The 12,558-nt window shown below is 44.4% G+C and carries 11 protein-coding genes and 1 pseudogene; 5 read left to right on the top strand and 7 right to left on the bottom strand.

What is annotated here, in order from left to right:
- Window positions 1-65 precede the first annotated feature (65 nt).
- Window positions 66-857 carry a DUF4037 domain-containing protein gene (locus FZ952_RS04455; protein ID WP_148880762.1) on the bottom strand — a complete coding sequence of 264 codons (792 nt, stop codon included), beginning with the start codon at window positions 855-857 and terminating at the stop codon, window positions 66-68.
- Window positions 858-992: 135 nt separating this feature from the next.
- Here FZ952_RS04455 and FZ952_RS04450 point away from each other — a divergent pair, with 135 nt between their 5' ends.
- The 3 genes and pseudogenes from FZ952_RS04450 (at window position 993) to FZ952_RS04440 (ending at window position 2,783) form a co-directional block, all read left to right on the top strand.
- On the top strand, window positions 993-1,427 hold the full coding sequence (locus FZ952_RS04450) for a hypothetical protein (RefSeq protein WP_148880761.1): 435 nt from the start codon (window positions 993-995) through the stop codon (window positions 1,425-1,427).
- A gap of 52 nt (window positions 1,428-1,479) precedes the next feature.
- Window positions 1,480-2,031, top strand: a complete 552-nt coding sequence (locus tag FZ952_RS04445) for a GNAT family N-acetyltransferase (protein WP_262366327.1) — start codon at window positions 1,480-1,482, stop codon at window positions 2,029-2,031.
- 150 nt (window positions 2,032-2,181) lie between these two features.
- Window positions 2,182-2,783, top strand: a pseudogene (locus FZ952_RS04440) (CPBP family intramembrane glutamic endopeptidase).
- A gap of 80 nt (window positions 2,784-2,863) precedes the next feature.
- Here FZ952_RS04440 and FZ952_RS04435 read toward each other — a convergent pair.
- The 5 genes from FZ952_RS04435 to FZ952_RS04415 all read right to left on the bottom strand — a co-directional run bounded on the left by FZ952_RS04435 (window position 2,864) and on the right by FZ952_RS04415 (window position 6,992).
- Window positions 2,864-3,511 (bottom strand): metal-dependent transcriptional regulator, encoded by a 648-nt coding sequence (locus FZ952_RS04435; RefSeq protein WP_148880760.1) that lies wholly within the window; start codon window positions 3,509-3,511, stop codon window positions 2,864-2,866.
- Between the two features lie 323 nt (window positions 3,512-3,834).
- Window positions 3,835-4,329 carry a thiol peroxidase gene (gene tpx, locus FZ952_RS04430; RefSeq protein WP_148880759.1) on the bottom strand — a complete coding sequence of 165 codons (495 nt, stop codon included), beginning with the start codon at window positions 4,327-4,329 and terminating at the stop codon, window positions 3,835-3,837.
- 152 nt (window positions 4,330-4,481) lie between these two features.
- Window positions 4,482-5,411: a metal ABC transporter substrate-binding lipoprotein/adhesin SsaB gene (ssaB, locus tag FZ952_RS04425; protein ID WP_148880758.1), complete on the bottom strand. Its 930-nt coding sequence runs from the start codon at window positions 5,409-5,411 to the stop codon at window positions 4,482-4,484.
- 17 nt (window positions 5,412-5,428) lie between these two features.
- On the bottom strand, window positions 5,429-6,271 hold the full coding sequence (locus FZ952_RS04420; protein WP_148880757.1) for a metal ABC transporter permease: 843 nt from the start codon (window positions 6,269-6,271) through the stop codon (window positions 5,429-5,431).
- Window position 6,272: 1 nt separating this feature from the next.
- Entirely contained in the window at window positions 6,273-6,992 is a 720-nt protein-coding gene (locus FZ952_RS04415; protein WP_037616190.1) for a metal ABC transporter ATP-binding protein, read from the bottom strand.
- A gap of 146 nt (window positions 6,993-7,138) precedes the next feature.
- Here FZ952_RS04415 and FZ952_RS04410 point away from each other — a divergent pair, with 146 nt between their 5' ends.
- Complete coding sequence (locus FZ952_RS04410; protein WP_148880756.1) at window positions 7,139-9,034, top strand: M13 family metallopeptidase; 1,896 nt, start codon at window positions 7,139-7,141, stop codon at window positions 9,032-9,034.
- A gap of 78 nt (window positions 9,035-9,112) precedes the next feature.
- Here the strand turns inward: FZ952_RS04410 and FZ952_RS04405 are convergent, their stop codons facing one another.
- Window positions 9,113-9,811: an ion transporter gene (locus FZ952_RS04405; protein ID WP_148880755.1), complete on the bottom strand. Its 699-nt coding sequence runs from the start codon at window positions 9,809-9,811 to the stop codon at window positions 9,113-9,115.
- Window positions 9,812-9,998: 187 nt separating this feature from the next.
- Between FZ952_RS04405 and leuS the strand changes: the two genes are divergently transcribed.
- On the top strand, window positions 9,999-12,500 hold the full coding sequence (gene leuS, locus FZ952_RS04400; RefSeq protein ID WP_148880778.1) for a leucine--tRNA ligase: 2,502 nt from the start codon (window positions 9,999-10,001) through the stop codon (window positions 12,498-12,500).
- The last annotated feature ends 58 nt before the right edge of the window (window positions 12,501-12,558 follow it).

Here is a 12,558-nt window from a genome sequence, read left to right as displayed (position 1 = left end):
GATATGCAAAAAGCTCATGAATTAGCTGAAAAACTGACTTCATGAGCTTTTTATCTGTTGAAGTTCTAGATGGATGCTTCAATCAAGTACTTAAGGTTGTCTAGGAGGCTATCCAAGGCTAGGACTGCTTCCTGCTGATGGTCTGGCTGGTAGAGATGTTGGAAGTAGTCTTGGATATTGGCTTCAAAATCTCGAGGCAGGCGGGAGCAATGTTCTTTGGCATACTGGAGCATGCGCTTTTCACCTGGATGGAGCTGCTCATTGAGGGCAAAGAGGGCATCAAAGTAAGAGGCGAAAAACTCGCTGCTACGATGATTGATGCTGAGCAGGTCTTGGCGCTTGAGGGCCTTTTTGATCTGTCTTGAAAAAGCTGGCATCGCTTGGTCGAGGAGCAGGAGCTGCTTGCTGATAATATTCTTTTTCAGCTCAGCTGGATAGGGCAGGCTGTACTTATGTTGGAGGGCAGCGTAGCGACCGTCTCGATCGTAGAGAATCTTGCTATGGAGCAGATTGTACCACATACAGGTGGTATAAGAATTCTGGGCTTGGTGATCTGAAACGACGGTCTGCAGGTCTTGGTCAAAGTCGTCCAGCGAGCGGTAAATCAGCTCAATCTCGATACCATTATTGAGGACACAGTCGTCTTCCAGTTCCCAAAATTGATTGCCAATTTCCATATAGGAGCAGTACTTGCTGAGGATTTCTTGGCGGATGGCTGGCTCGAGAGGAGCACTCAGGTAGACATAGACATCATAGTCTGAGTCTTGGTCAAAATGTTGGCCGGCCCGTGAGCCGCCGAGAGCTAGAGCTTCTACTTGCTCCAGTTGAGCCAATTCTTTAAAGAGATTTTGTGGCATAATCTTGTCCTTCTTAATTTTTTGACATCATTTTAGCAAAAAGTGAAAAGTCTGGCAAGAGGAAGGCAATCTTTTCTTTCTTTTTCTTCAAAAACTTGCTATATTAGAATTGATTCAGTAGAAGGAGACTTGAATATGTGTATAGAGTGCTATATTGACCAGAACCGCGTGACACCGCTGCTTCATCCCTTGGACTGCCTGAGGGAGCATAGGCAGTATATATGCGGTCATTGTGGACGCTGTATCTGCATTGAGCAGACAAAAAATGGTCTGCAACGCTGGAATTTTCCCTTCAAATCTTTAGAAATTGCCAAGTATTATTTGCGGGTGGCGGATGTGACTATGCAGGCGCCCTGCGGCATTTATCAAATCCAGTCAGACAAGGGACGGGTGTCTTACAAGATTTTTGCCAATCTGACGGACCTAGAGGCCTATCTGAAAAAGAATCCCGATAAAAGCTGTGCCAGCCGTCAGCCTAGTTTTATCATGCCTTCCTATCAGGAATTTCCTGAAAGTCAGGTAAGAAAGCTAAGTGCTCAAGAAGTAGACACATATATGGCAGAGAGATGAGAATTTTCTGCTTAAAACGAATGAAATATATTAAAAATATAAAGGAGAAGCGATGATGATTGAAATTCGCAAGGAAGCCCCTTCAGAATACTATGAAGTTGAACATCTAGTCAGAGAGGCCTTTTGGAATGTCTATCGGCCGGGTTGTGCGGAACATCTGATTTTGCACCAATTTCGTCAGCATCCAAACTATTTAGAAAACCTATCCAAAGTTATTTTGGTAGATGGTCAGCTTGCAGGGCAGATTATGTTTAGCAAAGCCCAGCTTCGCCATGAGCAGACTGGACAGGTTAAGGAAATTGCTACCTTTGGTCCTTTTGCTATCCTACCAGCTTTTCAAAAGCAAGGTTTTGGAGAAAAACTGGCTCATGCTACTATCCGTCAGGCGAGGGAGGAAGGCTTTTCCCATCTCGTTCTCTTCGGCAATCCTGCCTACTATCCTAAATACGGTTTTGTGACGGCCAGTGATTATGGTATTTATCTGGACGGTCAGGACAAGGAGGAGACTTTGGATTTTGTTATGGTGCTGGACTTGCAAAGGGACGGCAGCGTGACTCGGGAAAATGGACCTTGGCTCTACGGGATCCGGAGGGTTATGAAGTAGATGAGGCGGAGTTGGAAATGTTTGACCGCACATTCCCACCCAAGAAGAAGGAAAAGCGGCCGGGACAGCTGGGCTAGGAAATTCAGCAGGAGGAGAAAGAGAGACTCTTTGGAAATTTACAAAAATATATAAGTTTAAAGGAGAAATGCTATGGGAAATGAAGTTCAAGCGTTGCTTAGCGCCGTAATCCAAATCCTTTTCTTCCTTTTATTTGGTGGTTGGTGACGGCTAGAAGAAAAAGTCCATTTTTAGAATGGATAGGGCTAAAACCGCTAAAAGAAACTGGCAGCCAGAAGACCTGGCTTTGGATTTTGCTGGGCTCAATCTTTTTTCTGGTCTTTTCTATTTTTGTTTTATACACGATAAGAAATCTTGAAACGGCGATGTCAAGATTTTCCGGGCTTGGTTTTAAAGCCCTGCCAGACATTTTGATTTACAGTATTTTTCAGACAGCTTTGCCAGAAGAGATTTTATTTAGAGGTTTTCTTTTGAAACGATTAGCCAGTTGCCTTCCATTCAGAGTGGCCAATACTTTGCAAGCAGCTCTATTTGGTTTGCTTCATGGCCTCATGTTCGCTTCTCAGACAACTTGGCTGACATCGATGCTCATTATTTTGTTTACAGGAGGAATCGCAGCTTACCTAGGCTTTGTAAATGAGAAGAAATCGGATGGTTCCATTTTATCCAGCTGGGGCACACACGCTTTGGCCAATATTTTTGCTGGTCTTTGCTCGGCTTTCATGCTGATTTAGCCAAGTTAGAAAAAGCTTAATCTAAAAAAGCTACTAAAATTGAAAAGGCTCGATTTGTATTGCGAATCGAGCCTTTCGTTTTAAAGTTTTTCAATATAAATCTGTTTGGCAATCATGGAGTTGACCTGAATCTCTTGCCCATCAACTTTGAGGACATAAAGCTGGGCAAAGGAGTCATACTGAAGAAGGGTAATGGTCTTGCCTAGCTGAAGACCATGCTTTTCCAGATAAATGAGAAGATCAAATTCATCGTGGACCCGAGTGACAAGATAGTCTCCAGGCTCAGAGGCCGCTTCTAAGGTGAGATTGTTTTTCTCTACCAAAAGCTCTCCCTTGGCTGGAATCGTACCGCCGTGAGGACAGGTTTCTGGGAAATTCAGCATGGCATCCAAACGTTCAACAAAACGATCTGAAACAGTATGTTCTAGGACTTCGGCTTCCTCATGGATTTCATCTGTTGTATACCCCAGATGGTTGACGAGGAACACCTCAATCAGGCGATGCTTGCGGTAAAGTTCGGAGACCAATCTGAGTCCTAAATCGGTCAGCAGATAGCCAGCCTTTTTGTCCTTTACCAGCAAATTTTCGGCCAGCATTTTTTTGATCATTTCGGTCACGGCTGGAGGAGAAACATGCATAAGCTGAGCGACCTCTTTATTGGTAATTTTTTTAGCATAGGTGCCAATCTCATAGATACATTTGAGATAATCTTCTTTATTTGGGGTCATTTTCAGTCCTCCTAGCCTTTCTATAACTAGTATAACAAAAATTGTGAAAAGAATACAGTTCGGGGGCTGACAGGGCAAGGAAGTGTTGTTGTTAGTTGAAAAGTAGTATTCGAGAGCAGGAGCAACTCTGTTCGATTTTTTTCAAGCTAGTTCAATTTTTACAAGAGGCTTCGGCTCAGGAAAATAGAGAAGTAGAAGCAAAAAATACTGTTAGAAAATAAAGTTTGGAACGAGATTGCTTCAATCTTTTTTATGCTAACAACAGTTAAGATTGAAAAAAGGATTTTTACAACAAAAAGCGCGAAATTTTTCGCGCTTTTCGATTATCCTAAGCTTTTAACTGCAGCAATAGCCGCTTCAAAGTCTGGCTCGGTATTAATGTTGTCTACATACTCTGTGTAGGTTACAGTGTTGTTTTCGTCCAGAACTAGAACTGCACGGGCTAAGAGATGCCATTCATTGATGAGGACAGCGTAGTCGCGGCCGAAAGAATGATCGAAGTAGTCAGACAGCATGACAGCATTTTCAATGCCTTCCGCAGCACACCACTTGCTTTGGGCAAAAGGCAGATCAACTGAAACCGTGATGACAACGGTATTGTCCAAGTCAGAGAGTTCTTGGTTGAAACGGCGAGTCTGAGTCGAGCAGACACCAGTATCGATAGATGGGATGATGCTCAGGACTTTCTTTTTACCAGCAAAGTCAGCCAAGGTTTTCTTTGAAAGGTCGGTTGCTGTCAGGCTAAAATCGCGGGCCATGTCGCCGACCTGTAGTTGTTGGCCAGTGAAGGTAACAGGATTTCCGAGAAAAGTTGTCATAAGAAGTCTCCATTCGTGTTTAATAGCTTCATTGTACTGCGAATGACGATTTTTTTCGAATAATTTGACCGGAAATTTGAGAGCGTCTCCATTTGAAGCTCAGTCTCTATAAATAAAGAGGTTAGAATCTTGTCTTCCTAACCTCTCATGTATTATTTTGCCAATCCTTCGGAAATTTTGTCCAGATTGTACTTCATCATGCTGTAGTAGCTGTCGCCTTCTTCTCCTTCTTCCGCAACAGAGTCAGTAAAGATTTTGGCGTAGATTGGGATATTGGTGTCTTTAGAAACGGTCTTCATCGGACGCTCGTCAACACTTGATTCCACAAAGAGAGATGGGACTTTAGTCTTACGCAGTTTTTCAACCAAGGTTTTAATTTGGTCTGGGGTACCTTCTTCTTCAGTGTTGATTTCCCAGATATAGGCAGATGGCACATTGTAGGCCTTAGAGAAGTACTTGAAGCAGCCTTCGCTGGTCACAATCATTTTCTTTTCTTCTGGGATGTTGTTGAATTTCTCTTTGGCTTCCTTGTCCAAAGCGGTCAGTTTTTCTACATAAGCTTTGAGGTTTTTCTCGTACGTGTCCTTGTTGTCAGGGTCTTTTTCAATCAAGCGCTTGGCAATGTTTTGTGCATAGATGATGCCATTTTCCAAGTTGAGCCAAGCATGGGGGTCTTCTTTGCCCTTTTCACTTTGGCCTTCAAGGTAAATCACTTCAACGCCATCGCTGACTGCATAGTAGTCCTTGTTTTCTTCTTTGTTGGCATTTTTGACCAACTTGGTAAACCAAGCATTGCCGCCGGTTTCTAGGTTGATACCATTGTAAAAGATAAGATCAGCTTTAGAAGTCTTTTTGACATCTTCAGGCAGGGGTTCGTATTCGTGCGGGTCTTTGCCGACTGGTACAATGCTGTGCAGGTCAATCTTATCGCCGGCGATATTTTTAGTAATATCCGCAATGATCGAGTTAGTTGCGACGACCTTGAGCTTGGAAGAGTCACTGGACGAATTCTTCTGACCGGAGCAGGCAAAGAGGCCGATGGCCGTTAGGAAAATCAAAGCGAGAAAAGTCAATTTTTTCATAAAAAACTCCTTAGAATTTATTGTGTTTTATTTTTAATCTTCAAATAGCGCTGTTTGGGCGCAATAAAGAAGGAAATAACAAAGATGAGAGCAGAGGTCAGGACAATACTGGATCCTGCTGCGACATTGAAAGTATAGCCGATAAAGAGGCCCAGGACAGAAGCCAGCGCTCCCAGACAGGAGGATAGTACAATCATGGTCTTGAGGCTCTTGGCATAGAGATAGGCAGTGGCCGCTGGTGTAATCAAGAGAGCCACAATCAGAATGGTGCCCACGCTCTGCATGGCCGTCACAGCCACCAAAGTCAAGAGAATCATCAGCAGATAGTGGTAGAAGTTGACTGGCATACCCATCGATTGAGCCAGAATTGGATCAAAAGAAGTCAGTAGCAATTGTCTGAAAAAGATAGCTATGACCAAGAGGACCAAAATTCCAACACCAATACTAATCCACATATCTATATCTTGAACCGCCAAGATATTCCCGAAAAGAATGTGGAAAAGGTCGGTCGAGCTATTGGCGACGCCAATCAGAATGACCCCCAGCGCTAGGAAAGAGGAGAAGGTGATGCCGATAGCCGTATCGCTCTTGATGATAGAATTGCCCTTGATATAGGTAATGATGACCGAAGCGAGCAGACCAAAAGTGATAGCACCGATAAAGAAGTTAATTCCTAAAATATAGGATAGGGCTACACCAGGCAGCACCGCGTGGGAAATGGCATCTCCCATCAGGGACATCCCCCGCAGAATGATAAAGCAGCCGACGGCGCCAGCGACAATCCCGATAACAATGGCTGTGATCAGGGCATTTTGTAGGAAGTGGAAGTCCTGCAAGGCGTGGATAAATTCTTGAATCATCTTATTGACCTCCCTTCATAAACAGTTGAGAACCATAAGCTTTTTCCATGTTAGTCTGATTAAAGGTGGTTTCCGTTGGACCAAAGGCTACGAGCTCTCTATTAAGCAGGAGAATTTGGTCGAAATAGGTCGTCACTTTGCTTAGGTCATGGTGGATAATCAAGATGGTCTTGCCCTGGTCTTTCAGCTTCCGCAGGGTGGACATAATAATCTCTTCACTGACGGTGTCAATGCCGACAAAGGGCTCATCCAGAAAGATATAGTCGGCTTTCTGGACTAAGCATCTCGCAATCAAGACCCGCTGAAACTGCCCGCCTGACAGCTGGCTAATCTGGCGCTCGGCAAATTCTTCCAGACCGACGACTTTGAGAGCCTGAGTGACTTTTTGCCAATCACTCTTTTTAAGTCGTTGGAAGAGCTTGATTGTCGGATAAAGTCCCAAAGAAACGCATTCCTTGACTTTGATAGGAAAATTGTAATCGATTTGTGCTTTTTGCTCGACATAGGCAATACGGGCTAGCTGCTGATTTAGGGGTTCTTCGTTAAGATAGGTCTGGCCCTCATGGTCAATAATGCCCAGCATGGCCTTGATCAGGGTAGACTTACCTGCCCCATTTGGTCCCAAAATACCAGTGATGGTCGGACCTTTTATATTTAAAGATAGAGATTGGAGTGCCAGAGTGTCTTGATAGCTGACACTCAGATTTTCAATTCGAATCATTTCTTTCACCTCCATAAGATTAATATAACTTAAAAATATTATTAAGTCAAGTTAATTTATAGAAAATTTAATTTAATTCACGAAAGATTTGAAAATATATCCTAATTTTGATAAGGTTATATTAAAAGCATGAAAGCGAGAACATAATGACACGTTTACAAGATGATTTTTATGACTATGTTAACGGGACATGGGCTGAGACAGCAGTTATTCCCGATGATAAGCCAATGACTGGTGGGTTTATGGATTTGGATCAGGATATTGAAAAACTGATGCTGGAAACGACAGATAAATGGCTTAAAGGTCAGGAACTCCCGGATGATCCTATTTTGCAGAACTTTGTCAAGTATCACCGTCTGGTAGCCGATTTTGAGGCGCGTGAGAAGGCTGGTGTAGCACCTGCTATGCCACTTGTGGAAGAGTATAAAGCGCTGAGCTCTTTTGCGGAATTTGCAGGCAAGAGTGCGGAGTATATGCTGGCTGGCAAACCGAATTTTTTACGATTTGATGTTGCTCCAGACTTTATGAATGCTCAAATGAATGTTCTCTGGGCAGATGCGCCTGGCATCATTCTGCCAGATACGACCTACTATGAAGAAGGAAATGAAAAAGGGCCTGAACTTCTGGCCGCCTGGCGCAAGATGCAGGAAGAACTTCTACCTAAATTTGGCTTTTCAGCAGAGGAAACGAAGGATATTTTGGATAAGTATTTGGAATTAGATGCCAAGCTAGCCAAGTATGTCCTATCAAATGAAGAAATGTCAGAATATGCCAAACTTTATCATCCTTATGACTGGGCTGATTTTGTTGAGCTGACGCCAGAACTGCCTTTGAACGCTATCTTTACACAGATTCTAGGTCAGTTGCCAGACAAAGTCATTGTACCTCAGGAGCGCTTCTGGAAAGAATTTGCAGCAGAATACTATTCTGAAAAGAACTGGCCTGCTATCCATGCGGGGTTGAAATTATCGGCGGCTGGTGCTTGGACATCCTATCTGACTGAGGAACTCCGCGTCCTGTCTGGTAGCTATGCTCGGACCATCTCAGGTGTGCCGGAGCCACGGCCGAAAGAGAAAGCAGCCTTGACACTAGCTCAAGGACCATATAATCAAGCTCTCGGTCTTTGGTATGCTGGTCAGAAATTTTCCCCTGAAGCAAAAGCAGATGTAGAGCATAAAGTGGCCGCCATGATTGAGGTTTATAAGTCGCGTTTGACGACAGCAGACTGGCTGGCTAAGGAGACACGCGATAAGGCTATCGTTAAGCTCAATGTCATCACGCCACATATCGGCTATCCAGAAAAATTGCCAGAAACTTATGCGAAAAAAGTAATTGATGAAAAATTGAGCTTGGTGGAGAATGCTCGAAACTTAGCAAAAATTTCCATTGCGCATACGTGGAGCAAGTGGAATCAGGAAGTGGACCGCAGTGAATGGCACATGCCGGCCCATCTGGTCAATGCCTACTATGACCCGCAGCAAAATCAGATTGTTTTTCCAGCAGCTATTCTCCAAGCGCCATTTTATGATTTGCATCAATCCTCATCAGCTAACTACGGTGGAATCGGTGCGGTGATTGCCCATGAAATTTCTCATGCCTTTGATTCAAACGGAGCTTCATTTGACGAACACGGAAGTCTGAAGGACTGGTGGAAACCAGAAGACTATGAGGCTTTCACAGAACGGACGCAAAAGGTTATCGACCAGTTCGAAGGTCAGGATTCTTACGGAGCCAAAGTTAATGGCAAGCTGACCGTATCTGAAAATATCGCCGACCTAGGTGGTATTGCCGCAGCTTTAGAAGCAGCCAAGAAGGAAGCGGACTTCTCTGCTGAGGAATTCTTTACTAACTTTGCCCGCATTTGGCGGATGAAAGCACGGCCAGAGTTCATGCAGATGTTGGCTAGCGTGGATGTCCATGCCCCAGCCAAGCTCCGGACCAATATCCAGCTGCCCAACTTTGATGACTTCTTTACGACCTTTGATGTCAAAGAAGGAGATGGCATGTGGCGCAGCCCGGAAGAGCGGGTTGTGATTTGGTAAAATTCTTTAAGAATCAACCTGATAATTCATTAAAAAACCTGTTCAGGAACGGCTTAAACGGCCTTCCCGAACAGGTTTTTATAGTTCTTTGATTTCTTTCATATAGCCGGCCGTGATGATACCAGCGGGCAGAGCCACAATGGCGATTCCTAAAAAGGAGGAAATCATAGTAATAATTTTTCCAGTCGTTGAAACTGCGTAAATATCACCATAGCCAACAGTCGTTAAGGAGATGGTTGCCCAGTAGAGGGCGTCAAAAAAGTTAGGGAAGGTGCTGGGCTCTACATTAAACATGACGAGGGCAGAAATAAAGATATAGCTAAGCGCTAAAATTCCTACAATAATCAGATTGTCTTTCTGTTTTTTTAAGACGTTGGTCATGATCTGGATGTTCTTAGAATAACGGAAAAATTTAAAAATACGCAAAGTACGAAGCATCCGCAAAATCTTAAAAAGTCGCAGGCTGTTATTTAATAAAAAGAGGGACGGCAGAATACAGAGTAAATCAGCTAAGGCCAGAAAAGTAAAAGGATAAAGCAGAAAAGAAATTTTTCCTTTCTGCAATTTATAATCTGCGGTTACAAGCCGAAGTATGTAGTCAATAATAAAAATAATCGTTGACACAAGATCAATCCACATGAAGATTCCTGAGTGACTTTTGCTAGTCAGTGGGATTAAGCTGCTGAGGATGACAAAGATCATAAAAATATCATAGGCTTCTTCAATAAAACTTTCCTGTTGATGGGGCTCAATAATCTGAAACAAAGTCTTTCTCATCTTCATACCTCTTCCTTTTTAACTTGATTTTAAATTTATTCTATCGGTTTTTGAGGATAAGTCAAGGTAAATTATCAAAGATTTTATCAATTCCCTTTCTTCGGCGTCTTTCAAAATCCCTTGAAAATGGTATAATAGATAGAAACGTGGCTAGAACACGGAAAAGATCGTTGGAGAGTAAATGATTATGGCAACTTACAATCACAAAGAAATCGAGCCTAAGTGGCAGAAATACTGGGCTGAGCACCATACATTCAAGACAGGTACCGACAAGGACAAGCCTAACTTTTATGCGCTGGATATGTTTCCTTATCCATCAGGAGCGGGGCTCCATGTAGGGCATCCGGAGGGCTACACGGCGACAGATATCCTCAGCCGCTACAAGCGGGCTCAGGGCTATAACGTCCTGCATCCTATGGGCTGGGATGCCTTTGGTCTGCCAGCTGAGCAGTATGCTATGGATACAGGGAATGACCCAGCTGACTTTACAGCAGAAAACATTGCTAACTTCAAACGCCAAATCAATGCGCTTGGTTTTTCTTACGACTGGGATCGGGAAGTCAATACCACTGACCCCAACTACTACAAGTGGACCCAATGGATTTTCACCAAGCTTTATGAAAAAGGTCTGGCTTATGAAGCTGAGGTGCCAGTAAACTGGGTGGAAGAGCTGGGAACGGCTATTGCCAATGAGGAAGTTCTGCCAGACGGAACATCTGAGCGCGGTGGCTATCCAGTTGTCCGCAAACCAATGCGCCAATGGATGCTGAAAATCACAGCCTATGCAGAGCGTTTGCTCAATGACTTAGAGGAGCTGGACTGGCCTGAGTCTATCAAGGACATGCAGCGCAACTGGATCGGTAAGTCAATCGGTGCCAATGTAACCTTCAAGATTAAGGGTACAGACAAGGGCTTCACCGTCTTTACGACTCGTCCGGACACCCTTTTTGGTGCGACCTATGCTGTTTTGGCTCCAGAGCATGTACTTGTTGATGCTATCACAAGTGCAGAACAAGCCCAAGCAGTAGCAGACTACAAACACGCAGCCAGCCTCAAATCCGACCTCGCTCGGACTGATTTGGCTAAGGAGAAGACCGGTGTCTGGACAGGAGCTTATGCCATCAATCCTGTCAACGGTAAGGAAATTCCAATCTGGATTGCCGACTATGTGCTTGCTAGCTATGGAACTGGTGCCATCATGGCTGTTCCTGCACACGACGAGCGCGACTGGGAGTTTGCTAAGCAGTTTGATTTAGAGATTATTCCGGTTCTAGAGGGTGGCAATGTTTCTGACGCTGCTTATACAGAGGACGGTCCGCATATTAACTCTGGCTTCCTAGATGGCTTGGACAAGGCTACCGCGATTGACAAGATGGTTGCTTGGCTGGAAGCAGAAGGTGTCGGAAATGAAAAAGTCACCTATCGACTGCGCGACTGGCTCTTTAGCCGTCAGCGCTACTGGGGTGAACCAATTCCCATCATTCATTGGGAAGATGGCACTTCAACGGCTGTTCCTGAAAATGAACTGCCGCTTGTCTTGCCTGTAACCAAGGATATCCGCCCTTCTGGTACTGGTGAAAGCCCTCTGGCCAATCTGACTGACTGGCTGGAAGTGACTCGGGAAGATGGTGTCAAAGGACGCCGCGAAACCAATACCATGCCTCAATGGGCAGGTTCCAGTTGGTATTACCTGCGTTATATTGACCCGCATAACAATGAGAAATTAGCGGACGAAGATCTGCTCAAGGCTTGGCTTCCAGTTGACATTTACATCGGCGGTGCGGAACACGCTGTACTCCATCTCCTCTACGCTCGCTTCTGGCATAAATTCCTCTATGATATCGGAGTGGTTCCGACCAAAGAGCCTTTCCAAAAACTCTTTAACCAAGGAATGATTCTGGGGACTAGCTACCGTGATAGCCGTGGTGCTCTAGTGGCGACGGACAAGGTGGAAAAACGCGATGGCTCCTTCTTTAACATCGAAACTGGGGAAGAACTAGAGCAAGCGCCTGCTAAGATGTCTAAATCTCTGAAGAATGTGGTTAACCCAGACGATGTAGTGGAGCAATATGGTGCTGATACACTACGTGTCTATGAAATGTTCATGGGGCCGCTGGATGCATCCATCGCTTGGAGTGAAGAAGGTCTGGAAGGTAGCCGTAAGTTCCTGGATCGGGTCTATCGTCTCCTTAACTCTAAGGAGCTGGTCTCTGAAAATAGCGGAGCCTTGGACAAGGTCTACCACGAAACAGTCAAGGCTGTCACAGAGCAGATTGAGGAGCTCAAGTTCAACACAGCTATTGCCCAGCTCATGATCTTTGTCAACGCAGCCAACAAGGAAGAAAAGCTCTATGTCGAATACGCTAAAGGCTTTGTTCAACTATTGGCGCCTTTTGCACCGCACTTGGCTGAAGAACTCTGGCAGGCAGTAGCTCAAACTGGCAAGAGCATTTCCTACGTAGCTTGGCCAACTTATGATGAAAGCAAGCTAGTCGAGGCAGAGGTCGAAATCGTCGTCCAAATCAAGGGTAAAGTTCGTGCTAAGTTAGTCGTAGCCAAGGATCTGAGCCGTGAGGAACTGCAAGAAATCGCTCTGGCAGATGAGAAAATTAAATCTGAAATTGCCGGAAAAGAAGTCGTGAAAGTGATTAGTGTGCCAAATAAACTAGTTAATATCGTGGTGAAATAATCAGTTTGTTTGTTGCATTTGCAGGGACATAGTCAAGTACAATATTGGGCTTGAGAAG

This window comes from Streptococcus sp. Marseille-P7376 (assembly GCF_902460385.1).
In the GTDB taxonomy this organism is placed as follows: domain Bacteria; phylum Bacillota; class Bacilli; order Lactobacillales; family Streptococcaceae; genus Streptococcus; species Streptococcus sinensis.
This window is presented reverse-complemented; position numbering and strand designations above follow the sequence as displayed.

Bases quoted from the DNA above. Each gene is read 5' to 3' on its own strand.
- FZ952_RS04455 (WP_148880762.1), bottom strand. From the start codon at position 857: ATGCCACAAAATCTCTTTAAAGAATTGGCTCAACTGGAGCAAGTAGAA.
- FZ952_RS04450 (WP_148880761.1), top strand. From the start codon at position 993: ATGTGTATAGAGTGCTATATTGACCAGAACCGCGTGACACCGCTGCTT.
- FZ952_RS04445 (WP_262366327.1), top strand. From the start codon at position 1,480: ATGATGATTGAAATTCGCAAGGAAGCCCCTTCAGAATACTATGAAGTT.
- FZ952_RS04435 (WP_148880760.1), bottom strand. From the start codon at position 3,511: ATGACCCCAAATAAAGAAGATTATCTCAAATGTATCTATGAGATTGGC.
- tpx (WP_148880759.1), bottom strand. From the start codon at position 4,329: ATGACAACTTTTCTCGGAAATCCTGTTACCTTCACTGGCCAACAACTA.
- ssaB (WP_148880758.1), bottom strand. From the start codon at position 5,411: ATGAAAAAATTGACTTTTCTCGCTTTGATTTTCCTAACGGCCATCGGC.
- FZ952_RS04420 (WP_148880757.1), bottom strand. From the start codon at position 6,271: ATGATTCAAGAATTTATCCACGCCTTGCAGGACTTCCACTTCCTACAA.
- FZ952_RS04415 (WP_037616190.1), bottom strand. From the start codon at position 6,992: ATGATTCGAATTGAAAATCTGAGTGTCAGCTATCAAGACACTCTGGCA.
- FZ952_RS04410 (WP_148880756.1), top strand. From the start codon at position 7,139: ATGACACGTTTACAAGATGATTTTTATGACTATGTTAACGGGACATGG.
- FZ952_RS04405 (WP_148880755.1), bottom strand. From the start codon at position 9,811: ATGAGAAAGACTTTGTTTCAGATTATTGAGCCCCATCAACAGGAAAGT.
- leuS (WP_148880778.1), top strand. From the start codon at position 9,999: ATGGCAACTTACAATCACAAAGAAATCGAGCCTAAGTGGCAGAAATAC.